Here is a 25569-nt window from a genome sequence, read left to right as displayed (position 1 = left end):
CCGGCCGGCGGGCTTCTTAGCGAACGAGCGTTTCGTCGAGCAGCGCCATCACCTTTTCCGCATCGATGCCGATGCAGGCGTGCTGGCTTGGCAGGTCGTCCCAATTGCCGGGCGGGAAGCTGCGGCTGTCTGGCTTCTGGATCGTCTGGCCATCGGCGATGCCGCCGGCGACGACGCGGATCGCGCCCGAGCGGGTGGTGAAGAGGTCGGGTGCCACGAGGTAGATGCAGGCGCAGCTATCATGCACCACCATGCCCTCGTCCTTCACATGCTGGCCGTAGAAGTCGATGTAGAACTGCGAGATGTCGGAGAGCAGCTTCAGGTGCTTGCCGTTCTGCGCGGTCAGTTCGGCGAGGCGCTTGCGCGTCATCACGGTCTTCATCGTTACGTCGAGGCCGACGACGATGACCTTCCACGACGCCATCATCACCGCATCGGCGGCTTCCGGGTCGCCGTGGATGTTCGCTTCGGCGGCGGGCGTGATGTTACCGGGCACATCGAAGGCGCCGCCCATGATGATGACCTCCTTGACGAGGTCGGCAATCGCCGGGTCTTCCTTCAGCGCATAAGCGAGGTTCGACATGCGGCCGACGGCGATCAGCGTCACCTCGCCGGGATTTGCCCGGACGGTCTCGATGATGAAGCGGGACGCGGAACGCGGGTCGAGCGGCAGGTCGATCGTTTCCGGCACGTCGATATTGCCGAGCCCGTCATGGCCGTGGATCATCACCGGCCAGTCGATCGGGTTGCGCATCGGGTTGTAGGTCTTGCCGTCACCCTTGGCGACGGGTGCCGCGATACCCCATTCGCGCTTCAGGAACAGCGCGTTGCGCGTCGTCGTCTCGATTGCGGCATTGCCGAAGACGGTGGTGATGCCGATCAGGTCGATCTCGGGGTGATTGTGCAGGAACAGCAGCGCCATCGCGTCATCGACGCCGGGATCCGTATCGAAAATAACCTTATGCATGGTCGGTCTCTTGTTTGTTGTTGTTATGGAGATCGCGCGCTTACTGGAAACGGGCGATGGAAAAGGGGCTGAGCGCCGCGTCGCCTTCGCCGGCGAGCAGGCGTGCGACATGGCGGCCGGTCGTCGCCGAGAGCGTCAGGCCGAGATGGCCGTGGCCGAAGGCAAAGGCAATGCGCGGATCGCCGGGATGCAGGCTGATGACGGGCAGCGTGTCCGGCGTCGAGGGACGGCGGCCCATCCATTCCGTGCCGCCTTCTTCCTGAAGATCCGGCACGTAGCGGCGCATTTTCTTTCGCATAGCGGCGGCGCGCTTGTAGTTGGCGGGGGCTTCCGGCGAGGCGAGTTCCACCGCGCCGCCGATGCGCAGCGCATTCTCGAAGGGGGTGGCGACGAAGCCGTGCTCGGAGAAGAAGACCGGCATTTCCAGCGTGGTCGACGGGTTCATGAAGGTGGTGTTGTAGCCGCGCTCGGTTTCGAGCAGCACCGTCAGGCCGAGATCGGCGACGAAGCGGCGCGACCAGACGCCGGCGGTGATGGCGAGGCGATCGAAGGTGAATTCCCGTCCACCTTCCGTGCGCACGATGACGCCATTTTCCGCGCGCGCGACCGAGGACACCGTGGCATCGAGCAGCGTCGCCCGTTCGCGCAGCACCGCCTGGAGGCGGCGCAGGAAGGTCAGCGGATAGTCGAAGGTCTTGTAGCCATCGCTGAAGATTGCGCCGGCGAAGGCGCCCTGCAAGGCGGGCACGCGGCGGCGCGCTTCCTCAGTCGTCAGCTTCTTGACGTTACAGCCGATCAGCCGGGCATTTTCCGCCTCATGGGCGAAGGTCTTGTCGCGGGCAGCAGTGCTGTCGAAGACGGTGAGAGCGCCGGTGTCGCGCAGATGGCCGCTGATGCCTGCCATGGTGCCGAGGCACACGTGATCGGCCTCCGCGGTCTTCATGAGGGAGAGCATGGCGGCGCGGCTGGCGGCGACCTTGTCCGCCCGTGCCGAGAGCAGGAAGCGGATGAGCCAGGGGGCGAGCGCCGGCAGGTCCTGCCAACGCACGGTGAGCGGTCCCTGCGGATCGAGCAGCCATTTCGGCACGGACAGCAGCATGCCGGGCCGGGCGAGCGGATCGATTTCCGGTACGGCCAGGATGCCCGCATTGCCGACGGAAGCCGGCAGGCCGCCGGCGTCCCGCTCCAGGATGGTGACGCTGTGGCCTTGCTCCAGCAGATTGAGCGCTGTGGCACAGCCCATGAGGCCGCTGCCGACGATACCGATATGCGCCATGCCGTCCCGTGCTTGTTCTATCTTTCGTTGCGACCGGCCGCGAAGCACCGCCTGTCGATCGCGCGGGACGATAGACGTAAACCGGACGTCTGTCGACAGACCCACTCCCGTGCCGGATCAGGCCTCCTGCGCGGGTTTTCGGCTTTGCAGCACGTTCCACAGGAAGGCGAAGACGAAGAGGATGGTCATCAAAAGCACGATGGTCGGGGCCGGCGCACTGTCGATGATGAAGCTCAGCCAGATGCCGAAGAAGGTGGCGCCAAGCGCAACGCTGACCGCGACCATCAGCATGCTCGGGAAGCGCCGGGTGACGAGCGCGGCTATGGCGCCCGGCGCCACCAGCATGGCGATCGCCAGGATGATGCCGACCGCCTTCAGCGCGCCGACGACGACGAGCGACAGCACGGCAAGCAGGCCGTAATGCAGCAGATTGACGGGCAGGCCGATGGCGGACGCGTGCTGCCGGTCGAAGGCATGCACCAGCAGGTCCTTGCGGAACAGCAGGATGAAAGCCGTGGATGCGGCGGCGATCGCTGCCGTCTCGACGAGATCGGACACGGCGATGCCGAGCATGTCGCCGAACAGGATGTGGTCGAGATGGATATCCGGCTGGATCTTGACGTAGAGCACCAGGCCGAGCGCGAACATGCCGGAGAAAACAATGCCGAGGATCGTGTCTTCCTTCACCCGGCTGTTGTCCTTGAGGTAGCCGGCGGCGAGCGCGCAGAACAGGCCGGCGACGAAGGCGCCGGCCGCGAAGGGCAGGCCGACGACATAGGCGATGACGACGCCGGGCAGCACCGCATGGGAGACCGCGTCGCCCATCAGCGACCAGCCCTTCAGCACCAGGTAGCAGGAGAGCAGCGCCATCGGCACGGCGATCATCAGCGTCACCAGGAAGGCGTTTTGCATGAAGGCGAGCTGGAAGGGCATGATCGCGAGTTCGAGCGTCTCGTTCATGGCTGGGCGCCTTCTGCGGGTTCAAGCGCCAGCCGGCCCTTGCGGCGCGCGGCGAGGAGGCCGTGTTTCGGGGCGAAGAGGAAGGCCAAGAGGAAGATCACCGTCTGCAGCACGACGATGATGCCGCCCGTCGCGCCATCGAGGAAGTAGGAGATATAGGCGCCGACGAAGCTGGTGCCGGCGCCAAGGGCTGCTGCGATGACGATCAGGCGCTGGAAGCGGTCGGTCAGCAGATAGGCGGTGGCGCCCGGCGTCACCACCATGGCGATGACCAGGAAGGCGCCGACCGTCTGCATGGCGGCGACCGTGGAGGCGCTGAGCAGCGTGAAAAACAGGATTTTCAGGCCTGTCGGGTTGAGGCCGATCGAGCGGGCATGGCTCTCGTCGAAGAAGGTGACCATCAGGTCCTTCCACTTCAAAAGCAGGATGAGCAGTGTGACGGCGCCGATGATGGCGAGCTGGATCGTATCCTCGGGGCTGACGGCGAGGATATTGCCGAGAACGATGGTCTGGATGTTCACCGGCGTCGGCGAGAGCGAGACCATGAAGAGACCAAGGCCGAAGAAGGAGGAGAAGATCATGCCGATGATCGCATCTTCCTTCAGCTTGGTCTTGCGGTTGAGGAAGAGCATGGCGGCGGCGGCGAGCCCGCCGGACAGGAAGGCGCCGGCCGCAAAGGGCAGGCCCAGCATATAGGCGCCGGCAACGCCGGGCACGATCGAGTGCGAGAGGGCATCGCCGATCAGCGACCAGCCCTTCAACATTAGATAGGCGGACAGAAAGCCGCAGATGCAGCCGACCAGCGCGCTGACCCACATGGCATTGACCATGTAGCCATAGCCGAAGGGTTCGAGCAGGGTATCGATCACGGCGTCTTCTCCGTGTCGCGCTCGCCGTAGATGACGAAGGGGCGCTCGTCGTCGGTGATGACCTTGACCGAGCGCTTGTCCTCGTCGTCGTGCAGGTCATGCCCGCCGAGGATGAAGTGGCGCAGCACACCGCCGAAGGCGCGCTCCAGGTTGGCTTCGGTGAAGGTTTCCTTCGTCGGGCCGGAGGCGATGACCGTGCCCTTGACGAAGACGGTGCGGTCGCAGAAATCCGGCACGCTGCCGAGATTGTGGGTGGAGACCAGCATGACGCGGCCTTCGTCGCGCAGCTTGCCGAGCAGTTCGACAATCTGTTCTTCCGTGTTGACGTCGACGCCGGTGAAGGGCTCGTCGAGCAGGATCACCTGGCCCTCCTGGGCCAGCGCGCGGGCGAGGAAGACGCGCTTGCGCTGGCCGCCGGAAAGTTCGCCGATCTGGCGCTTGCGGAAGGCGGCCATGTTGACGCGTGTCAGCGCCTCGTCGACCAGGTCGTGGTCGTGTTTGGTGGGGATGCGCAACCAGTTCATGTGGCCGTAGCGGCCCATCATCACCACGTCCTCCACCAGCACCGGGAAGGTCCAGTCGACTTCTTCGGCCTGCGGCACATAGGCGACGAGGTTCTTCTTCAGCGCTTCCTTCACGGAGAGCCCGAGGATCGTAACCTTGCCGGCGGCGACCGGCACGAAGCCCATGATCGCCTTGAAGAGCGTGGACTTGCCCGCACCATTGACGCCGACAAGCGCCGTGATCGTGCCCTTCGGCACGGAGAAGCTCGCATGGCGCAGCGCCGTCATGCCGTTGCGATAGGTGACGGTGACGTCCTCGGCGACGATGCCGTCCACCCTCTTCGGCTTGCTGCCCATCATCATTGCGAAAGGCCTTTCACGATGGTTTCAGAGGTCACGCGCAACAGGTCCAGATAGGTCGGCACGGGGCCGTCCGCCTCGCTCAGCGAGTCGACATAGAGGATGCCGCCATAGGTGGCGCCCGTCTCGGCGGCGACCTGCTTGGCGGGGTCGGCCGACACGGTGCTTTCGGAGAAGACGACGTGGATATTGTGCTCGCGCACCGCGTCGATCACCGCCTTCACCTGTTTTGGCGTGCCCTGCTGGTCGGCATTGATCGGCCAGAGGAAGAGTTCCTTGAGGCCGAAATCGCGGGTGAGGTAGCTGAAGGCGCCTTCGCTGGTGACGAGCCAGCGCTTGTCTTCCGGCAGCGCATCGATCTTCGCCTTCATCTCCGCGCTGAGCGCCGTGATCTTCTCGCTATAGGCCTTGGCATTGGCGTTGTAGGTCGCTGCATTGGCGGGGTCGAGGGCGACCAGCGCCTTGCGGATATTCTCGACATAGATCAGCGCATTGCTGGGCGACATCCAGGCATGCGGGTTCGGCTTGCCCTCATAGGGGCCTTCCACGATGCTCATCGGCTCGATGCCCTCGCTGACCGTGACGTTCGGCACGTCGCCGAGATTGGCGAGGAATTTCTGGAACCAGAGTTCGAGGTTGAGGCCGTTCCACAGCACCAGCTTGGCATCCTGTGCCTTGAGGATGTCGCGCGGCGTCGGCTGGTAATTGTGGATCTCGGCACCCGGCTTGGTGATCGATTCCACCACGGCAGCGTCGCCCGCCACGTTTGCGGCAATGTCGGCGATGATGGTGAAGGTCGTCACGACCTTCGGCTTTTCCTGGGCGATGGCGGGTGCGGCTGACAGAAGCGGCAGGCTGAGAAGAAGGGCATGAAACGAACGGCGGAGCATAGGCTCTCCTGATCTGCTTTTGCGAATGAGTTGCATTAAACTATAGGGCGCTTTTGGCGCCTGTCAACGCAATTGCAAATCATTCGCAAAAACGTGCCGAAATCGCACGCATCGCGTTTAAACTTCCGAAACGCCCCGTGGGTAGAGTGCACGGAGTTCGCGCGCTCTCGGCGCGTCCGTGTTCTGCGTTCAAAAAGAAGTTTGTCGCCCGTGAAGCTCCTTCCGACCTCGTTCCGCTTGTCGCGGAAGCTTCTGATCATCGTCGCCGGTGTCGTCGTGCTGACGGGTGCGTCGGGCGCCGCCGCGATCTTCGTCGGGCGCGACGCGCTGCTCGGCCCGCCGGCGGAACAGGTTTCCGGCGTCGCCTGCACGACCATCACCACCGTGCGGCTCGACCGAAACGGGCAGCACTGGCTGCGCAAATATGTGCGCTCCGACGCCAAGGACGGGGCGGTTCGCATCAAGACGGCGCTGCGCGTCGCCGGTGCCGTGTCCAATCACGAGGAGGCCGATCTCTACCAGGTCATCCTGCTCGATGCGGCAGGTCCCGTGAACCGCGCCGACATGCGCGGACGCGCCATCGGCGCCGAAGTGCTTTTCGCCCGCGACCCGTCTTCAATCCCCGGCATGACGGCGCCGTTCGTCGCGCGCTACACAGACGGCATGCCCGCGGGCAACGGCGAATTCTACGGCGAGCGCAAGGAGCTATCGCTGGACGAGATCAAGACCATCGTCACGGCGATGGACGAGCGGGCCGACTGCGTCGATCCGAATGCGGTGGCGGAAGAAGCCGGCGGCCATGGCGAGGCGAAAGCCGATGGCGGCCACGAGGCGCCGGCGGAAGGCCATGCTGCGGAAGGCGAGGGCGGTGGCGAGCATGCTGCCGCTGAAGAAGGCTCGCATGAGGTTGCCGCGAGCGAACATTAAATGCGCTGAGGCGATTTGCCCCTCATCCCGCTGCCGCGACCTTCTCCCCGCAAGCGGGGAGAAGGGATATGCGGAACCGGCTTCCCGATTTTAGGAAACCATGGAGCTTTGTCCCTTCGCCCCGCTTGCGGGGAGAAGGTGCCGGCAGGCGGATGAGGGGCCATGCCGGCGGCGTGTGGGTCTCAGTCCGCCTTCGCCCGACGGGCCGGGAAGAGGATGACGTCGCGGATCGATGGGGCGTTGGTGAGCAGCATGATCAGGCGGTCGACGCCGATGCCGAGGCCGCCGGCGGGCGGCATGCCCTGGTCGATGGCGTCCAGGAACTCGTCATCGAGCTGCTTGGACTTTTCGCCGCGCGCATGAGCCTGTTCGAGCTGCTCGACCATGCGGGCGCGCTGCTCTTCCGGGTCGTTCAGCTCGGAGAAGGCATTGCCGAGTTCCCAGGTGTTGCAATAGGTCTCGAAACGCTCGACGAGGCGCGGCTCGCCCGGCACTTCCTTGGCGAAGGGCGAGATGTCCTTCGGGAAATGGGTGACGTGCGAGGGCTGGATCAGCGTCGGCTCGACCTTCTCTTCAAAGATGAAGGCCAGGCATTCGCCCCAGGTCCAGTCCTTCTCCACTTCGAAGCCGGCAGCCTTGGCGGCAGCGCGCGCTTCTTCGTCGGTCTTGATCGCGAGGAAGTCGATGCCGGTCGCTTCCTTTACGGAATCGGGCATCGGCACGCGCTTGAACGGACCTTTGAAGGAGAGTTCCTTGTCGCCATAGGCGAATTCCGTCGAGCCGTGGATCTTGACCGCCAGCTCGGCAAAGAGGCGTTCCACGAGGTCCATGATGTCCTCGTAGTCGGCATAGGCCCAGTAGCATTCCATCATCGTGAATTCGGGATTGTGCCGGGTGGACACGCCCTCATTGCGGAAGTTGCGGTTGATCTCGAACACCTTGTCGGTCAGTCCCGAAACCAGCGTGCGCTTCAGGAACAGTTCCGGCGCGATGCGCAGGAACATGTCGAGCTTCAGCGTGTTGTGGTGCGTCTTGAAGGGCTCGGCCGTCGCTCCGCCATAGACGGAGTGCAGCATCGGCGTCTCGACTTCCATGAAGCCGTCGTTTTCCATGAAGCGGCGGATGCCGGAAACGATCTTCGAACGCTGCTGGAAACGCAGCTTCGATTCCTCGTTGGTCATGATGTCGAGATGGCGCTTGCGGTAGCGGATTTCGACATCCGCCACGCCATGCCACTTTTCCGGCATCGGCAGCAGGGTCTTCGTCAGCATGACGATTTCCTGCGCATTGATCGTCAGTTCGCCGCGCTTGGTGCGGCGCACGACGCCCGTCACGCCGATGATGTCGCCGATGTCGATCATCGGCAGCAGGGCGCGCGCCTCTTCCGGCGTGGTGTCCTTGTGGCTGAAGATCTGGATCTTGCCGGAGGCGTCATGGATATCCATGAACATGCCGGAATTGCGCGAGGAATAGACGCGGCCGGCAACCGTCACGACGTCGCCGCTCTCGGTGTCGAGTTCCAGCGTCTCGTACTTTGCCGCAAGCTCGGCATTGGTCATCGTGCGATGGAAATGCGCCGGATAGACGTCGCCGATGGTCTGGCGCAACTGGTCGAGCTTCTGGCGGCGCACTTCCGTCGGATCGGAGGAAAGGGTGGTTTCTGTCTTCTCGTTCATTCTTCTTGTCCTTACTTTCCGCTACCGACCATCGACGCGACGACCTGCGACGCAATCTTCAGGCGCTGGCGCACGACCGAGCGGCCGAGGATCGCCATCGAATCGAACAGCGGCAGCGAGCGCGACGAGCCGGAGACGGCGACGAAGAGCGGGGCCACCACGACCTTGAGCTTCTTGCCGAGCCTGTCGGCGCTGGCGCGCAGTTCCGCCTCGATGCTCTCGACCGTCCATTCCGGCATCTTTTCGAGGTCCGGCTGGACCTGGTTCAGCACTTCGAGGATTTCTTCCGGCGTGGATTTCACCTTGGCGAAGGCCTCCGGCGTCAGGCCGAGATCCGACTTCAGCAGGAAGCCGGTGAGATCGGGCAGTTCGCCGAGCTTGGAGATACGCGATTGCGAGAGTTTCAGGCCCTGGCGGATGCGGTCGTTTTCCATCGCCCAGTTCAGCACGCGGGCCGTGAATTCCTCTTCCGTCAGCTGCTCGCGCAGCCAGCGGCCGTTCAGCCAGTCGAGCTTCTGGATGTCGAAGATCGCGCCGGCCTTGGAGAGGTTTTCCGGGTCGAACTTTTCGGCGAGCTGCTCCATGGTCAGGAGCTCTTCGCCCTCGGCGATCTGGATGAAGAACAGGCCCAGGAAGTTCATCAGCGCTTCCGGCAGGTAGCCGAGCGCGGAATAGTAGGAGATCGAGGTCGGGTTCTTGCGCTTGGACAGCTTCGACTTGTCGTGATTGCGCATCAGCGACAGGTGCATGAAGATCGGCGGTTCGAGGCCGAGATATTGATAGATGAGGATGTGCTTCGGCACCGAGGCGAGCCACTCCTCGCCGCGCGCGACATGGGTGATCTTCATCAGGTGGTCGTCGACCACATTCGCCATGTGATAGGTCGGCATGCCGTCGGCCTTGAGCAGGACCTGCATGTCGACGGCATCCCACGGGATTTCGACCGGGCCATAGACGCCGTCGACGAACTTGCAGGAGCCCTCGGTCGGGATCTTCATGCGCACGACATGCGGCTCGCCGGCATCGACGCGGCGCGTGACTTCTTCCGCGGAAATGTGCAGGCAGAGGCCGTCATATTTCGGCGGCTTGCCGGCGGCGCGCTGGGCTTCGCGCATTTCGGCCAGCCGCTCGGGCGTGCAGAAACACTTGAAGCCGTGGCCGTTGGCGACGATCTTGTCGACGTAAGGACGGTACATGTCCTTGCGGTCGGACTGGCGGTAAGGGCCATAGGGGCCGCCGATATCCGGGCCTTCCGACCATTCCAGCCCGCACCATTTCAGCGCGTCCAGCACCTTCTGCTCGAATTCCGGCGTGGAGCGCGTGGCGTCCGTATCCTCGATGCGCAGGATGAAGGTGCCGTTGTGCTTCTTCGCGAAGAGATAGTTGAAGAGCGCGATATAGGCAGTGCCGACATGCGGCTCGCCGGTCGGGGAGGGTGCGATGCGTACGCGAACGCCGGAGGCGGTTGCGGAAGTGCTCATGATATGGCCCGTCTTGACTTATGGGAGGGAGAGCCCGGTTTTGTGCCGTTTTAAACGGCGGAAAGAGGCTTTCCGTTGGGCTGGGTTGAGACCATATTCAGCCCGGCGCGTCAAGAAAAACTCCGCCAGCGTTACTTGACCGGCCAGACGGCGAGCAGCGTCGGCACGCTGACGATGACGATCAGGAAGGAAAGCGGCAGGCCGACGCGCGGATAATCGGCGAACTTGTAGCCGCCCGGCCCCATGACCAGCGTGTTGCACTGGTGGCCGACGGGGGTGAGGAAGTCGCAGCCCGCGCCGATCGCCACTGCCATCAGGAAGGCCTCCGGCCGATAGCCGAGCGCACCGGCGAAACTGGCGGCGATCGGCGCCATGACGAGCACGGTCGCGGCATTGTTGAGAAATGGTGTCACCGCCATAGCGGTGAGCAGGATGAGGGCAAGCGCTCCGAAGGGCGGCAGATGCACGGCAACATCGCCGAGCCAGCCGGCGATGAGTTCGCTGGCGCCGGTCGTGCGCAGGCTGTCGGAGACGGGGATGAGGGCGGCGAGCATGACGAGGATCGGCCCGTCGAGTGCGGTATAGGCCTCGCGCAACGGCACGGCCTTGAACAGCACCATGGCAACGGCGGCGGCGAAGAAGCCGGTCGCGACCGGCACGAGGCCGAGCGCGGTCGAAGCCATGGCGGCGATCAGGATCAGCACGGGGATGATCGCCCGGCGGGGTGCGCCCAACAGGATTTCGCGCTGGGCAAGCGGAAGCAGGCCGAGTTCCGGCAACAAGGTTGGCAGCGTGCGGTTGTTGCCCTGGAGCACGATCATGTCACCCGGGCGAAGCCGCACTTCGGAGAGTTTTTCGCGCAGGCGCTGGCCTTGCCGGCTGACCGCGAGCAGGTTGATACCGTAAGAGTGGAACAGCGCGATGCTGCGCGCCGAAATGTCGATGAGGCGGCTGTCATTGCCGACGACGGCCTCGATGGCGCTGATCTCGCCCTCTTCGCCCCGTCCGGCGCGGATCGGTTTGCCGGAGAGCGTCAGGCCCGTGGCGGATACCACCTTGTCGAGCGCCCCGGCCGTGCCTTCCATCAGGATCGTGTCGTTGACGGCAAGCCGCACGTCCGGCAGCGGTGCCAGGTGGACATGGCCGCGGATGATGGCGGTGGCAATCACTTCGCCGTCACCGTTCTTCAGGATTTCGTTCAGGGACTTGCCGACCGAGGGAGAACCTTCCTCCACTGTGGCGTCGGAGGAATAGGCGGCCGCCTCCAGCGATTCTTCGATGCTGGCGCTGCTGTTTTCCCGCTCCGGCACGATGCGGTTGAAGAACAGCATGAAGAGGATACCGCAGACAGTGAGGACCGCACCGACCGGGGTGAAATCGAACATGGTGAAGCTTGTGCCGGTGATTTCTTCCCGCAGCCGCGAGACGACGATGTTCGGCGAGGTGCCGATCTGGGTCATCAGGCCGCCGAGCAGCGCGGCAAAGGCCATGGGCATCAGGAATTTCGAGGCCGGCGTGCGGGATTTCTTGGCGAACTGGAAGGCGAGCGGCATCATGATGGCGAGAGCGCCGATATTCTTGATGAAGGCCGACAGCACCGCCACCGAGACGAGCAGCAACGCAAGCTGGGCGCGTCGTTCGGTGAGGGTCGGAAAGAAGCGCTTGACCGCGAGATTGACGATGCCGGAGCGCGCGACGGCGGCGCTTACCATTAACGCGCTACCGACGATGATGACGATATCGTCGCTGAAACCGGAGAATGCCTTCTCGAAGGGCACGATGCCGAGCGCCAGCGCCAGCAGCAGCGAACAGCAGGCGACAAGGTCGTAGCGAAACCGTCCCCAGATGAACGCCGCCATCATCAGGCCGATGACGACGAAGGCGAAGGTCTGCTCAATTGTCATACTGTTAATGGCCCGTGCGGCAGGACGATGCTCGACATGAATTCCGTCAGGGCCCTCTCGGTTCCACCGTTAAACGACGAAAACCATTCGTCAATTTTAGCGGAACCATGCGCCCGTCCAACGCTTTTCCAAGAGAAGGCGGGTCGTGTCAACCGGACGCGGCGGGGATGGAGAACACGGGGATTTTTCCGGTTTCTTCCCGTGGCCAACGAAACGGCAGACGAGCTCCCAACCCGTCCGTCCCGTCTTCGATACAATTCAAAAAGAACGTCCCGTCTTCGATACAATTCAAAAAGAACCGGCGGGATGATGGTCCCGCCGGTTTTGTCTTTAGTGGGTGGTGGTGCCCTGTTTCTTCTGGCGCGCGCGCCGCGAGACCATGTTCAGGATCTCGACGAGGGCCGAGAAGGTCATGGCGGCGTAGACGTAGCCCTTCGGTACGTGGAAGCCCATGCCTTCGGCAATCAGCGTCGTGCCGATCATCAGGAGGAAGGCGAGCGCCAGCATGACGATCGTCGGGTTCTTCTCGATGAAGTTGGCGAGCGGGTTGGCGGCCAGCAGCATGACCGCGACGGCCACGACGACGGCAACCACCATGATCGGCAGATGCGGCGTCATGCCGACGGCGGTGATGATGCTGTCGACCGAGAAGACGAGGTCGAGCAGCAGGATTTGGCCGATCGCCGCCGTAAACGACGATGCGACGGCGCCGCCCACCATGTCTTCCTTGTGGTCGACGGGGTCGACATTGTGGTGGATCTCCTTCGTCGCCTTCCAGACGAGGAAGAGACCACCGGCAATCAGGATCATGTCCTTCCACGAGAATCCGTGGCCGAAGGCCTCGAAGACCGGGGTGGTCAGCTGGACGATCCAGGCGATGGTGCCGAGCAGCCCGAGACGCATGATCAGTGCGAGCCCGATGCCGATGCGCCGCGCCTGAACCCGGTGTTCAGGCGGCAGCTTGTTCGTCAGGATCGAGATGAAGATAAGGTTGTCGATGCCGAGAACGACTTCCATCACAATCAGCGTGATGAGCGCAATCCAGGCGGCCGGGTCTTGCATGAGTGCAAGAATACTGTCCATCCGGTCTTCCTCTCCATGAATACGTTTTGAGAATGGCCTCCCGTATTTATGCAGATTTCAACCGCTGGCAAGCAGGCCGGCCACGCTCTGTGCGGATTTCACGGATTCGTCATCCGATCGGCGAGCGGAAGCCAGATTTCCACCCGTCCGAGCCCGGTTTCCGGGTCGAAATCCTCGCCGTAGAATTCGAGCACGTCCGGAAACGCGCCCACCGTGCGGCCGGAAGCCGGCAGCCAGGTGCGGAACGCGGCATCGACCGTCGCCGGAATGCCGTTGACATGGCCCTGGTGCTGGAAGATCGCCCAGGTCTGCGCCGGCATGGTGAGCGTCTCGAATTCCGCCGGGAGGTCGTCGTCCGTCGAGACGCGGGCGCCGGCGAGATAGCGGAAGCCGGCCTTGCCATCCCCCAGCATGGTGCAGAGGCCGTAGGCGGTCTTGTCGACCTGGCCCGGGATGTGGCCGAAATAGTCATTGAACTTCTGCCACAGCGCCGGAATGCCGGCGGCCTTGCCGGGCGCGAAATCGGCGGCGAGGCCAGTGATGGTGAAGGCATCCAGCGTTTCGATGCGCGGGGCGGGAAGGTCGGTCTTTTCGATGGCGGACATGCGGATAGGCTCCTGAAGCGCGAGGCCGGTGAGGTCGCCCTTCGCGCGCAGGGCTTCCGGCGTCAGGCCGAACGCCTCGCGGAAGGCGCGGGTGAATGCCTCATGGGAGCCGTAGCCGGCATCGAGCGCCACCGCCAGGATATCCTCGGCACCCGCGGCAAGCTGGCGGGCCGCCTCGGAAAGGCGGCGGGCGCGCAGATAGCGGTGGAGGTTCTGGCCGGTCATCTCGCCGAAGCGCCGCGACAGGTGATGGCGCGACATGCCGGCCATCGCGGCGATTTCGGAGAGCGCGATGGTGCGGCCGAAATGGCTTTCGATGAACCAGATGGCCTTGGCAACGGGATGCATGGACGTGTCGCTCCTCATGGACAGCCATCTTATGGCGTCCCCGGATGCTCGTCACTTGATCGCGGTTGCGCTTTTAAGCCTTCGCACCATAGGCGGCGAGGAAAACCCGGATGGCCGAAGCGACATTCTTCTCGATTGTGGCCCGCGGCGGCACGTCTTCCATGGAGCCGAAGATGCGCGGCTTGAAGAGGCCGACCGTGGTGAGCTCGATGAACTGCTTGGCGGCCTGCGCGGTGTCGTCCGACACGACGATGCCGGCGGCGACCTGCCGGTCGAGATAATCCTGCAGCACGGAGACCGGATTGATCGCCGAGGCGGAAAAGAAGCGGCTACAGAGTTTTGGCAGGCGATGGTTGGCCGCGATCACCATGCGCATTGCGCGGATCGTCTGGTCCGCCGTCATATGGGTGGCGAAGAGCATGCCGAAATCGTGCAGCGCCTTGTCGAGCGGCTGGTCGCTGTCCAGCGCATGGCGCACGGTTTCTGTCAGTTTCCGGCGCTCGCGCTCGATCATGTCGCCGAACAGGTCTTCCTTGTTCTCGAAATAGACGTAGATCGTGCCCTTCGAGACGCCGGCCGCGCGCGTGATGTCGTTCATGCTGGCGGCCTCGAAACCCTGTTCCATGAACACGCGTTTCGCCCCGTCGAGGATCTGCTCGCGCTTGGCGGGGTCCTCGCCGGCGACGCGGCGGCCCGTCTGCGGGGCGGCCAGTTTTTCGTCCGTCGTCTGCATCTCCGTTTTCCGTGCTCGCAACCTGGTGTAAACTATTTCGAACCGGGTGGTTCGATTTCCTCTTGATATGCGCGAGAAAGAAGACTATGTCAAATCGAACCGAACGGTTCAGTTCGGAATTTTTATCCCAGAGATGGTGGCACGTCCATGTCGACTACCCATGGCGCCGGCACGGCAAAGGTTCGTCCGGTCAATGATGATTTCCAGGCCGAAACCGCAGAGGCGCGGCCGGTGACGACGGCCGAAGCGGCCCCTGCCGCCACCGTCGCCCAGCCCGAGAAGAAAAAGAGCAGCCGCCGTTTCGTGCTGCCGCTCCTCGGCCTCGTGCTCGTTGCCGCCGGTAGCTGGTATGGCCACGAATGGTGGACGAACGGCCGCTTCATGATCTCGACGGACGACGCCTATATCGAGGGCGACATCGCCTCCATTTCTCCGAAGGTCTCCGGTTATGTCGAGGTCGTGAACGTTGTCGCCAACCAGGCCGTCAAGGCCGGCGATCCGCTGGTGACGCTCGACAACGGCGACTACCGCCTCGCCAAGGAACAGGCCGAAGCCCAGATCGCGACGCAGAAGCTGGCGCTCGACCGCATCGACGCGCAGATCGAGGGCGCCAAGGCGAGCCTCGCCCAGGCGGAGGCCCAGAAGACGGCCTATCAGGCAGCGCTCAGCGGTGCCGAAGTCGCCGAAAATCGCGCCAAGGAGCTGAACGCCAAGGCGGTCGGCACCACGGCCTCGCTCGACAGCGCCACCGTCGCGCTCGACCAGGCCAAGGCCAATCTCGTCGGCGCGGATGCCAATATCGTTGCCGCGAAGGCGAGCATTGCCGTGCTCCAGGCGCAGCGCAACGAATCCGAAAGCGAAGTCCGCTCGCTGGAACTCGCCCGCGACAAGGCGGAGCGCGACCTCGGCTTCACCGTGCTCAAGGCGCCCTATGACGGCGTCGTCGGCAATATCGCGGTGCAGGTCGGCGATCTCGTCTCGGCCGGCCAGCGGCTTGCGGCACTCGTTCCGGTGCGCGATCTCTATGTCGAGGCGAATTTCAAGGAAACGCAGATCGCCCATCTTGTGCCGGGCTCCAAGGTGCACCTGCATGTCGATGCCTATGAGGACGACGACATTCTCGGCACGGTGGATTCGATTGCGCCGGCATCCGGTTCCGTCTTCTCGCTGCTGCCGGCGGAAAACGCCACGGGCAACTTCACCAAGGTCACGCAGCGCGTGCCCGTCCGTATCGCCATCCCCAAGGAGGCGCTGGACACGGGCAATCTCAGGGCGGGCCTGAGCGTGGTCGTCGACGTCGACAGCCGTACGGCGCCGACTTCGACGGCGGTCGCCGCGAAGGCCGAATAGGCTTCATCCAGCAAAGGAGCGCGGGCCATGGCCGCGACCGCTCAACCCACAGCCGGCGCGATTGCGGCGGCGCCCGCCCAATCCGACAGGGTTCCCGTCCGCCGCGTCATCGCGTTCTTCGCGATGGTCTTCGGCATGTTCATGTCGATCCTCGACATACAGATCGTCTCCGCCTCGCTTGCCGAAATCCAGGCCGGCCTAAGCGCGGGCACGGACGAAATCGGCTGGGTCCAGACCTCCTACCTGATCGCGGAGGTCATCATGATCCCGCTGTCGGGCACGCTCGCGCGCATCGTCTCGACCCGCGTGCTGTTTGCCGTGTCCGCGGCCGGCTTCACCGCTGCAAGCGCGCTCGCCGCCACCGCCACGAACATCGACCAGATGATCGTCTACCGCGCCATCCAGGGGTTCATTGGCGGCGGCATGATCCCCTCGGTCTTCGCGGCCGCCTTCACCATTTTCCCGCCGTCGAAGCGCAGCGTCGTCTCGCCGATGATCGGCCTTGTCGCAACGCTGGCGCCGACGATCGGCCCGACGGTCGGCGGTTATCTCAGCCACGCCTTTTCCTGGCACTGGCTGTTCCTCGTCAACATCGTTCCCGGCATCATCGTGACGATCGTGACCTGGAACTTCATCGATTTCGACAAGCCGCAGCTTTCGCTGATGAAGAAGTTCGACTGGTTCGGCCTTGCCGCCATGGCCGTCTTCCTCGGCGCGCTGGAATATGTGCTCGAAGAGGGCAATGCCAACGACTGGTTCAACGACGAGCACATTGTCCTTGGCGCCGTCGCCTCGGTGATCGGCGGGTTGATCTTCTTCTACCGGGTCTTCTCGGTCGAGTTTCCGGTGGTGGACCTGCGCGCCTTTTCCAACCGGAATTTCGCCTTCGGCTCGCTGTTCTCCTTCGTCATGGGCATCGGCCTTTATGGGCTCACCTATATCTATCCGCTCTACCTCGGGCGCATCCGCGGCTATGATTCGCTGATGATCGGCGAGACCATGTTCGTCAGCGGCCTCACCATGTTCTTCACCGCGCCCATTGCCGGGGCGCTGTCGAGCCGCATGGACCCGCGGTTCATGATGATGATCGGTTTCGCGAGCTTCTCCTACGGCACCTGGATCATGAGCAGCCTCACGGTGGACTGGGATTTCTACGAGTTACTCGTACCGCAGATCCTGCGCGGTTTCGGCCTGATGATCTGCATGGTGCCGATCAACAATGTCGCGCTTGGAACGTTGTCGCCGGACAAGGTTCGCGGTGCCTCCGGCGTGTTCAACCTGACGCGCAACCTCGGCGGTGCCGTGGGGCTCGCCATCATCAACACGATCCTCACCCAGCGCCAGCAGGAGCATTACGCCCGGCTCTCCGAGCATGTGCAGTGGGGCAATCCGGAAGCCATGGACCAGATGCGCAACATGGCGGCGACCTATACGTCGCACGGCCTCGATGGTGCGACCATCGCCATCCAGAAGATGGCCGGCCTCGTGCAGCGGCAGGCGACGATCCTGTCCTTCGCGGATGTCTTCGTGCTGCTGACGGTGCTGTTCGGTTCCCTCGTGTTTTGCGCCTTCATCATCAAGAAACCCCAGGCCGTCGGCGGCGGTGGCGGCGGGCACTGATCCTAAACGCTCAGCGTCCCGCTCATCACCGGCACGCAGGCGCCGCCGATGCGGACGGTGTCCCGGTCGACGACCTCGACGGAGAGCAGGCTCGGCCGCTGCATGTCGATGCCCTGCGCCACCTGGAAACGCCGCGGCATGCCGCCCTCCAGGCTGGCGATCAGCGCGCAGGCTGCCGCCGTGGCACTTCCCGTTGCGGGGTCCTCCGGCAGGCCGTCGAAGGGCGCGAACATGCGGGCGGTGAAATCCACCGTGCCGTCGTCTTCCCGCCGTTCCCGGCAGTAAAGATAGATGGCATCGGCACCATCCGCCGGCAGGATGGCGGAAAAGGCCGAGAGGTCCGGCTTGGCGCGCTGCAGGGCCTCGCGCGTGGCGATTTCGACGACGATGAACGGCAGGCCGACCGAGGCGATGCAGGGCTGGTGCAGGCCGAGCGCGATATCCGCCTCCGAGAGCGACAGGCAGGCGGCAACGCTTTCGGGCGCGGTGCTGCGCCCAACGGACAGCGGCTGCGGCGCGGTCAATTGAACCTGGTCGACCTCGCCGTCTTCGCGAAGGATCTGCGCCCGCACGAGCCCCGCCGCCTCCTCGAAGACGAATTCCTCCACCGGTCCGGCCTCTTCCATTGCCGCCAGCACATAGGCGGTGCCGACATTGGGATGGCCGGCGAAGGGCACCTCGACGGTCGGCGTGAAGATGCGCACATGCGCCGTATGCCGGCCGTCTTTCGGGCGCAGCACGAAGCTCGTCTCGGAATAGTTGAACTCCCGGGCGACCATCTGCATCTCTTCGCCGGTCAGGCCATCGGCATCGAGCACGACGGCGAGCGGATTGCCGCCGAACCGGGTCCGGGTGAACACATCGACCGTGTGAAAACGCAGCTTCATCATCCGCCTCCCTGAAAGCTTGGTGGTAACAAGTCGGAAGGCATCGCTCAAGGCTACATCGTTCGGCCTCTGTACGCCGGCGCCATCCTGCCTCAAAATGCGGGGGATCAGTTTGCGCCGGAGATCCGCATGCCCTTCCAGCCCACCCGCCGCCATCTCCTGACCGGGGCCGCCGGCCTCGGCCTTTCCTTCGCCTTGCCCCGCATGCCCCTTCTGGCGCAGACCGCCCGGCCGGCGACGGATGCGACATTTCTCTTCTCCTGCGACGTGCATGCCTGCCTCGTCTCGGCCGACAGCCTCAGCCCCAATTGTGCGGATGAGGGCAAGACGGATGCGGCGCTGCTCCGGCATGTCGCGGCGGTGAACGCCGTCGGCGGTCTTGTCTGGCCGGCGGAGATCGACGGCAAGCCATCCGGCCTTGCCAGCGCCGGCACGCGGATCGCCACGCCGCTCGGCCTCGTGCTCGGCGGCGACATGACGGATGACGGCGGCGGGCAGGTGAAGGTGCCGGGCGAGGGGCGCCAGCTCCAGCAATTCGCCAGCCGCTACCAGCAGGGCACCGGCCCGGACCGCGTGCACTATCCCGTCTATAACGGCCTCGGCAATCACGATCTCGACCAGGACGGCGCGCCGCCGCATCTCGACTGGTATCGCCGCGAATTGCGCGACTATGTAGAGCTGAACCACCGCTCGACCGTGTTCTACAAGGCGCCGGTGCCGGTGACGAACTACGACATCGATTCCGACAACTACTCCTGGGATTGGGGCGGGCTGCATCTCGTGCAGCTCCAGCGTTTCGGCGGCGACGACACGAAGGGCGCAATCAGCGGCCTGCCCTGGCTCCAACAGGACCTCGCCACCTACGCCGCGGATGGCCGGCCGGTCGTGCTCTTCCAGCATTACGGCTGGGACCAGTTTTCCACGGAGCACTGGGACCCGGCAGCAAAGACCTTCGATCCGCATGGCGCCGGCCCGGCGCACTGGTGGAGCGACGAGGAGCGCGCGGGCCTCATCGCCACGCTGAAAAACCACAATGTCGTCGGCATCTTCCACGGCCACGAACATCCGACGCCGATGATCTACAACCGCGAGGGCTACGATATCTTCAAGCCCATCGCGACCTTCCTCGGCGGCTTCGCGCTCGTCCACATCACCGACGCCGCCATGGATGTCGCGCTCGCCCATGCGGGACAGAATCCGGGCGACGTCGTCTTCACCCACGCGTTCAGCAAGCGCCTCTAAAGCGAAAAATGCGCATGAATCCTCCGCGTGAAAATTTCTGATTTACGTACATCAAAAATTCCTCTAAAGGGTCTCCGCACGGAGGAGAGATGAGACCCACGGTTCACGATATTGCCGATACGGCGGGCGTCAGCCTTGCGACGGTCGACCGCGTTCTGAACGACCGGCCGGGTGTGCGCGGCGTGACGAAGGCCAAGGTCGAGGCGGCCATCGCGACCCTCGGCTATGTGCGCGACGTGGCGGCGGCGAACCTGGCGAAGAGCCGCGTCTATCCGCTCGTCTTCATCTTGCCTGCCGGTGACAACCCCTTCATGCGCGGGCTGGAGGCGGAGGTTCGGCGCGCCGGCTTTCATTCGGCGGCCGAGCGCACGCGGCTTTCCGTGGTCCCGGTGCCGGCCTTCGATGCCGCGGCGCTGGTCGCCGCGATCGATGCAGCAGTCGCCGAGCAGGTCTCCGGCATCGCCGCCGTCGCGGTCGATGCGCCGGAGGTTGCGGCGGCGATCGGCCGGGCGCACGCGGCCGGCGTTCCTGTCGTCACGCTCGTCTCCGATCTTGCAAATTCCGGCTGCGATCATTTTGTCGGCGTCGATAACGTCGCCGCCGGCCGCACCGCCGGCAGCCTGATGGGCCGTTTCCTCGGCAACCGTCCAGGCCCTGTCGCCGTACTCGCCGGCTCGATGCGCGTGCGCGACCACCGCGAACGCCTCGACGGCTTCCTTGCCACCATCGCGGACATGCCGGTTGGCCGCGCGGTGCTGCCGGTGCTGGAAGGACAGGACGATCCGAAACTGTCGCTGTCGCTGGTTTCCGGCTGCCTGGAATCGACCCCGGATCTCGCCGGCATCTACAGCCTCGGCGCCGGCAACCAGGGCCTCGTCGCGGCCCTCGCCGACAGGACGGATCTCTGCGTCATCGCCCACGAGCTGACGGCCCACACCCGCGCAGCCCTCGAAACCGGCATCATTGACGCCGTGCTCAACCAGGATGCCGGCCACGAGGTGCGCAGCGCCATCCGCGTGCTGCGCGCCAAGGCGGACGGCCTGCCGGTCATTGCCGCGCAGGAGCGCATCCGCCTCGACATCTTCATCAAGGACAACCTCCCGGCCGGCCCGGACGAGGACGATAACAACTAGGGAGCAACACCATGTATCTCGGGATCGACCTCGGCACGTCCGGCGTCAAGGCCATGCTGATCGACGCCGACCAGGCGGTCATCGGCTCCGCCTCCAGCAAGGAGGTGACGACCAGGCGCCCGCATGCCGGCTGGTCGGAACAGGACCCGGCCGACTGGATTCGCGCGACGGAGGAGGCGATCGCCGGCCTGCGCGCCGCCCACCCCGTGGAGCTGGCAGCCGTGCGCGGCATCGGCCTTTCCGGCCACATGCACGGCGCGACCCTGCTCGACGGCGAGGACAAGGTGCTGCGCCCCTGCATCATGTGGAACGACACGCGCAGCCACCGCGAGGCCGCGGCGCTCGATGCCGATCCGCGTTTCCGCAAGATCACCGGCAACATCGTCTTCCCCGGTTTCACCGCGCCAAAACTCGCCTGGGTGAAGGCGAACGAGCCGGATCTCTTCGCCAAAATCCGCTGGGTCCTGTTGCCGAAGGACTTCTTGCGCGTCTGGCTCACCGGTGAACACATGTCGGAAATGTCGGATTCCGCCGGCACCTCCTGGCTCGATACGGGTGCCCGCAAATGGTCCGGCGACTTGCTTGCCGCGACCGGGCTCGAGGAGCGCCAGATGCCGACGCTCGTCGAAGGCACCGACGCCGCCGGCACCCTGCGGCCGGAGCTCGCCGCGAAATGGGGGCTTGGCGAGGGCATCGTCGTTGCCGGCGGAGCAGGGGACAATGCGGCCTCGGCCTGCGGCATGGGCACGGTGCGCGAGGGCGCGGCCTTCGTCTCGCTCGGCACCTCCGGTGTGCTCTTCGCAGCCAATGCGACATACCTGCCGAACCCGGAAAGCGCCGTGCACGCCTTCTGCCACGCGCTGCCCAACACCTGGCACCAGATGGGCGTCATCCTCTCGGCCACCGACGCGCTGAACTGGCATTCGCGCGTCACCGGCGCCTCCGCCGCCGATCTCACCGGGGAACTCGGCGAGACGCTCAAGGCGCCATCCGGCGTCACCTTCCTGCCCTATCTCTCGGGCGAACGCACGCCGCACAATGACGCGGCGATCCGCGGCGCCTTTCTCGGCCTCGGCCATGAAAGCGGCCGTGCGGTGCTGACGCAGGCGGTGCTGGAAGGCGTGTCCTTCGCCATCCGCGACAGCCTGGAAGCGCTGAAATCCGCCGGCACGCAGCTTTCCCGCGTCACCGCCATCGGTGGCGGGTCGCGTTCGCGCTACTGGCTGAAATCCATTGCCACGGCGCTCGACTTTCCCGTCGACCTGCCGGCGGACGGCGATTTCGGTGCCGCTTTCGGCGCCGCACGCCTCGGCCTCATCGCCGCGACGGGTGCCGACCCGGTCGCCGTGTGCAGCACACCGGCGACAGCCGAGACCATCGAACCCGAGACGGCGCTGACAGCCGCCTATGAGGACGCCTACCAGCGCTACCGCCGCCTCTACCCGGCGATCCGCGCCGCCTACTGATCAAACAAACACACCAAAGGAGACCACTCATGGCCACCGGCTTCTTCGGCGATACGCCCAAGATCAAATATGAAGGCCCGGAGAGCACCAATCCGCTCGCCTTCCGCCACTACAATCCCAACGAGATCGTGCTCGGCAAGCGGATGGAAGACCACCTGCGTTTCGCCGTCGCCTATTGGCACACCTTCGTCTGGCCGGGCGGCGATCCCTTCGGCGGGCAGACCTTCCAGCGCCCGTGGTTCGAGGATTCGATCCAGGCGGCGAAGCTGAAGGCTGACGTCGCCTTCGAATTCTTCCAGCTGCTCGGCGTGCCCTTCTACTGCTTCCACGACGCCGACGTGCGGCCGGAAGGCAAGGATTTCGTCGAGAACACCAGGAACCTCAACGAGATCATCGACTATTTCGAGAAGAAGCAGGCCGAGACCGGCGTCAAGCTGCTCTGGGGCACCGCCAACCTCTTCTCCAACCGCCGCTACATGGGCGGTGCGGCGACGAACCCCGATCCAGACGTCTTCGCTTTTGGAGCCGCGACGGTAAAGACCTGCATCGACGCCACCCATCGCCTCGGCGGCGACAATTACGTGCTGTGGGGCGGCCGCGAAGGTTACGAGACCCTGCTCAACACCAATATCGGCCAGGAGCTCGACCAGCTCGGCCGCTTCGTCAACATGGTCGTCGAATACAAGCACAAGATCGGCTTCAAGGGCGCAATCCTCATCGAGCCGAAGCCGCAGGAGCCGACCAAGCACCAGTACGACTACGACGTCGCAACCGTCTACGGCTTCCTCAAGAAGTATGGCCTTGAGAACGAGGTGAAGCTCAACATCGAGCAGGGCCACGCCATTCTCGCCGGCCATTCTTTCGAGCATGAGCTGGCGCTCGCCAACGCACTCGGCGTCTTCGGTTCGATCGACATGAACCGCAACGACTACCAGTCCGGTTGGGACACCGACCAGTTCCCCAACAACGTGCCGGAAATGGCGCTGGCCTACTACCAGGTCCTCGCCGGCGGTGGTTTCACGTCGGGCGGAACCAATTTCGACGCCAAGCTGCGACGCCAGTCGATCGACCCGGCGGACCTGTTGATCGGCCATATCGGTGGCATGGATTGCTGCGCACGCGGCCTACGGGCGGCGGCGAAGATGATCGAGGACAAGGCGCTCTCCGCGCCGCTCGCCGATCGTTATGCCGGCTGGCAGAAGCCCGAGGCGCAAAAGATCCTGTCCGGCGGCTCCTCGCTGGAAGCGCTGGAAGCATACGTGCTCAAGGACGGCATCAACCCGGAGCCGCGCTCCGGCAAGCAGGAGCTTCTGGAAAACGTGGTCAACCGCTACGTCTGACCGAACACTTCCCGACGATAACAAGAGGGCGCCTTCCGGCGCCCTTTTTGTTTGCGAAGTCATGCCTCACGTAAGGTGAGTTATACTTTTGCCGTCGTAAAATGAGTTTCCTACGACCTTCGTATATATTGGTGTGTTTGATAACAATAAGTGAGCGGTCTATATAAATTCGCGATTCAATTGCGCTTTATCAATTCTGGTTCAAGTAATTCATGGATGGCTATAGTGTTTGTTTACTGTCTCCTGCAAAAAATCGCGACAGGCTGGATGCGAGAAACCCGATTCGGGACTTGGCGCCGGCCGCCATTCCAACAGCTTGAGGATTTGTCCGATGTCAGCGCAGGATGCCAAGACCCAGCAACTGAATGAACGCCTGCAGTTCGTCGCGCTCGATGGTGGCCAGCGCGATGCCCTGAAGCGGGCGCTGCCGACGATTTCCGCCTCGCTCGATGGCGCACTCGACGTCTTCTACCGCAAGGCCCGCGCCACGCCGGAAACGGCCCGCTTCTTTTCCAGCGAGGCGCATATCCAGAGCGCCAAGGGCCGGCAGGCCAAGCACTGGGAGCTGATCGGCTCGGCGCGCTTCGATGCACAATATGTTGATGCCGTCACCACGATCGGCCGCACGCATGCCCGTCTTGGCCTGGAGCCGCGCTGGTATATCGGCGGTTATGCGCTGATCCTCGAAGCGATCGTCGAGAGCGTCGTCGCCAAGCATCTCGATGGTTTCCTCTACCGCAAGAAGGCGGCGGCACTCGGCGAGGAGATTTCGGCCATCGTCAAGGCGGCGCTGGTCGACATGGACTATGCGATCTCGGTCTATCTGGAGGCCCTTCAGGAGGAGCGCGAGAAGGTGGAGGCCGAGCGGCAGGTGCTGAATGCCGAGCAGGAGGAGGCGCTCGGCGCGCTCGACACCTCGCTCAACCGTCTTGCCGGAGGCGACCTGACCGCGGCCATCACCAGGCCGCTTGCCCCGCAATTCGAGGGCCTGCGCTCCAATTTCAATGCCGCGATCGACAAGCTCGACGACACGCTCGGCGCCATCGTGACGGCGGCGGAGGATGCGGCCGGCAATTCCGGCGAGCTCGTCAACGCCACGGACGACATGGCGAAACGCACCGAGCAGCAGGCGGCCTCGCTGGAGGAAACCGCGGCCGCCGTGGAGCAGATCACCACCATTTCGCGCGAGGCGGCGCATCGGGCGGAGGAAGCGCGTCGTGTCGTCGGCAGCGCGACGGAAGAGGCGAAACGTTCCGGCGCGGTGGTTGAGCAGGCGGTTTCGGCGATGAGCGCGATCGAGGATTCCTCGCGCAAGATCACCCAGATCATCGGCGTCATCGACCAGATTTCCTTCCAGACCAACCTTCTGGCGCTGAATGCCGGTGTCGAGGCGGCGCGGGCGGGCGAGGCGGGCAAGGGGTTTGCGGTGGTGGCGCAGGAGGTGCGCGAACTCGCGCAGAAATCCGCGGACGCGGCGCGTGAGATCAAGGCGCTGATCGACAAGTCTTTCGAGGACGTGCTGCTCGGCGTGTCCCTAGTCAACAAGACGGGCGAGGCGCTGCACCATATCGGCGAGCAGGTGGTGCATATCAACGGGCATATCGATGCGATCGCCAGTTCGGCGCGCGAACAATCGGCCGGCATTTCCGAAATCAACAAGGCGGTCGGCAGCATGGACCAGATGACCCAGCAGAACGCCGCGATGGTGGAAGAGACCAATGCGGCTACGCACAATCTGATGCAGATCAGCACGACGCTGAAGGGGTTGGTCGACCGGTTCACGGTGTCGGCGGGGCGTGGGGAGCGGGTGGGCAGGGCGGGCCAGCGCCGCTACGGCTAAGGCCCCCCCCTCTGCCCTGCCGGGCATCTCCCCCTCAAGGGGGGAGATCGGCGAGAGGCCGGAACCCGGCTCAAATTGCAGCATCTGTGAGAGCGAGACGCCGCCACAT

At 64.2% G+C, this 25569-nt stretch carries 21 protein-coding genes; 8 read left to right on the top strand and 13 right to left on the bottom strand.

Going from position 1 to position 25569, the window contains the following annotated elements; translation table 11 throughout:
- Positions 1-16 precede the first annotated feature (16 nt).
- From J2Y63_RS12760 to J2Y63_RS12735, 6 genes are all read right to left on the bottom strand, one after another.
- The gene (locus tag J2Y63_RS12760) at positions 17-967 is read right to left on the bottom strand and encodes a nucleoside hydrolase (protein ID WP_435266364.1); all 951 of its coding nucleotides are present in this window, start codon (positions 965-967) and stop codon (positions 17-19) included.
- Between the two features lie 40 nt (positions 968-1007).
- Entirely contained in the window at positions 1008-2243 is a 1236-nt protein-coding gene (locus J2Y63_RS12755) for an NAD(P)/FAD-dependent oxidoreductase (RefSeq protein WP_435266363.1), read from the bottom strand.
- Between the two features lie 117 nt (positions 2244-2360).
- Positions 2361-3203, bottom strand: coding sequence for a metal ABC transporter permease (locus J2Y63_RS12750; protein WP_435266362.1), 843 nt, complete (start codon positions 3201-3203; stop codon positions 2361-2363).
- The gene (locus tag J2Y63_RS12745) at positions 3200-4072 is read right to left on the bottom strand and encodes a metal ABC transporter permease (protein ID WP_435266361.1); all 873 of its coding nucleotides are present in this window, start codon (positions 4070-4072) and stop codon (positions 3200-3202) included. Before J2Y63_RS12745 ends, J2Y63_RS12750 begins: the two co-directional genes overlap by 4 nt.
- Complete coding sequence (locus J2Y63_RS12740; protein WP_435266360.1) at positions 4069-4938, bottom strand: manganese/iron ABC transporter ATP-binding protein; 870 nt, start codon at positions 4936-4938, stop codon at positions 4069-4071. Before J2Y63_RS12740 ends, J2Y63_RS12745 begins: the two co-directional genes overlap by 4 nt.
- Complete coding sequence (locus J2Y63_RS12735) at positions 4935-5825, bottom strand: metal ABC transporter substrate-binding protein (protein WP_435266359.1); 891 nt, start codon at positions 5823-5825, stop codon at positions 4935-4937. The genes J2Y63_RS12740 and J2Y63_RS12735 overlap by 4 nt, the downstream gene beginning before the upstream one ends.
- A 210-nt stretch (positions 5826-6035) precedes the next feature.
- On the opposite strand from J2Y63_RS12735, the gene J2Y63_RS12730 reads away from it, so the two are divergent.
- Positions 6036-6752, top strand: a complete 717-nt coding sequence (locus tag J2Y63_RS12730; protein WP_435266358.1) for a hypothetical protein — start codon at positions 6036-6038, stop codon at positions 6750-6752.
- Between the two features lie 182 nt (positions 6753-6934).
- Here J2Y63_RS12730 and lysS read toward each other — a convergent pair whose 3' ends face one another.
- The 6 genes from lysS to J2Y63_RS12700 all read right to left on the bottom strand — a co-directional run bounded on the left by lysS (position 6935) and on the right by J2Y63_RS12700 (position 14582).
- A complete protein-coding gene (lysS, locus tag J2Y63_RS12725; protein WP_435266357.1) occupies positions 6935-8428 on the bottom strand; it encodes a lysine--tRNA ligase in 1494 nt (497 codons plus the stop codon).
- Positions 8429-8439: 11 nt separating this feature from the next.
- Positions 8440-9909 (bottom strand): glutamate--tRNA ligase, encoded by a 1470-nt coding sequence (gltX, locus tag J2Y63_RS12720; protein WP_435266356.1) that lies wholly within the window; start codon positions 9907-9909, stop codon positions 8440-8442.
- Between the two features lie 131 nt (positions 9910-10040).
- A complete protein-coding gene (locus tag J2Y63_RS12715; RefSeq protein ID WP_435266355.1) occupies positions 10041-11813 on the bottom strand; it encodes an SLC13 family permease in 1773 nt (590 codons plus the stop codon).
- Positions 11814-12143: 330 nt separating this feature from the next.
- Positions 12144-12896 (bottom strand): TerC family protein, encoded by a 753-nt coding sequence (locus J2Y63_RS12710; RefSeq protein WP_435266354.1) that lies wholly within the window; start codon positions 12894-12896, stop codon positions 12144-12146.
- A 98-nt stretch (positions 12897-12994) separates the two neighbouring features.
- Positions 12995-13849 carry an AraC family transcriptional regulator gene (locus J2Y63_RS12705; RefSeq protein WP_435266568.1) on the bottom strand — a complete coding sequence of 285 codons (855 nt, stop codon included), beginning with the start codon at positions 13847-13849 and terminating at the stop codon, positions 12995-12997.
- Between the two features lie 73 nt (positions 13850-13922).
- Entirely contained in the window at positions 13923-14582 is a 660-nt protein-coding gene (locus J2Y63_RS12700) for a TetR/AcrR family transcriptional regulator C-terminal domain-containing protein (RefSeq protein ID WP_435266353.1), read from the bottom strand.
- A 147-nt stretch (positions 14583-14729) separates the two neighbouring features.
- On the opposite strand from J2Y63_RS12700, the gene J2Y63_RS12695 reads away from it, so the two are divergent.
- The gene (locus tag J2Y63_RS12695) at positions 14730-15932 is read left to right on the top strand and encodes an HlyD family secretion protein (RefSeq protein WP_435266352.1); all 1203 of its coding nucleotides are present in this window, start codon (positions 14730-14732) and stop codon (positions 15930-15932) included.
- Positions 15933-15959: 27 nt separating this feature from the next.
- On the top strand, positions 15960-17552 hold the full coding sequence (locus tag J2Y63_RS12690) for a DHA2 family efflux MFS transporter permease subunit (protein WP_435266351.1): 1593 nt from the start codon (positions 15960-15962) through the stop codon (positions 17550-17552).
- Positions 17553-17554: 2 nt separating this feature from the next.
- On the opposite strand, the gene J2Y63_RS12685 is transcribed toward J2Y63_RS12690, so the two are convergent.
- A complete protein-coding gene (locus tag J2Y63_RS12685) occupies positions 17555-18439 on the bottom strand; it encodes a PhzF family phenazine biosynthesis protein (protein WP_435266350.1) in 885 nt (294 codons plus the stop codon).
- Positions 18440-18568: 129 nt separating this feature from the next.
- On the opposite strand from J2Y63_RS12685, the gene J2Y63_RS12680 reads away from it, so the two are divergent.
- The 5 genes from J2Y63_RS12680 (at position 18569) to J2Y63_RS12660 (ending at position 25460) form a co-directional block, all read left to right on the top strand.
- Entirely contained in the window at positions 18569-19681 is a 1113-nt protein-coding gene (locus J2Y63_RS12680; protein WP_435266349.1) for a metallophosphoesterase, read from the top strand.
- Between the two features lie 89 nt (positions 19682-19770).
- Positions 19771-20814, top strand: coding sequence for a LacI family DNA-binding transcriptional regulator (locus J2Y63_RS12675; protein WP_435266348.1), 1044 nt, complete (start codon positions 19771-19773; stop codon positions 20812-20814).
- Between the two features lie 11 nt (positions 20815-20825).
- Positions 20826-22280, top strand: a complete 1455-nt coding sequence (gene xylB, locus J2Y63_RS12670; RefSeq protein WP_435266347.1) for a xylulokinase — start codon at positions 20826-20828, stop codon at positions 22278-22280.
- A gap of 29 nt (positions 22281-22309) precedes the next feature.
- Positions 22310-23620 (top strand): xylose isomerase, encoded by a 1311-nt coding sequence (gene xylA, locus J2Y63_RS12665; RefSeq protein WP_435266346.1) that lies wholly within the window; start codon positions 22310-22312, stop codon positions 23618-23620.
- Positions 23621-23951: 331 nt separating this feature from the next.
- Positions 23952-25460, top strand: a complete 1509-nt coding sequence (locus J2Y63_RS12660) for a methyl-accepting chemotaxis protein (protein ID WP_435266345.1) — start codon at positions 23952-23954, stop codon at positions 25458-25460.
- Positions 25461-25569 lie beyond the last annotated feature (109 nt).

The sequence above is a fragment of the Shinella sp. BE166 genome, assembly GCF_051201095.1.
Lineage (GTDB): Bacteria > Pseudomonadota > Alphaproteobacteria > Rhizobiales > Rhizobiaceae > Shinella > Shinella lacus.
Note: the sequence above shows the minus strand (reverse complement) of the source record. Positions and strands in the feature narration are given on the sequence as shown.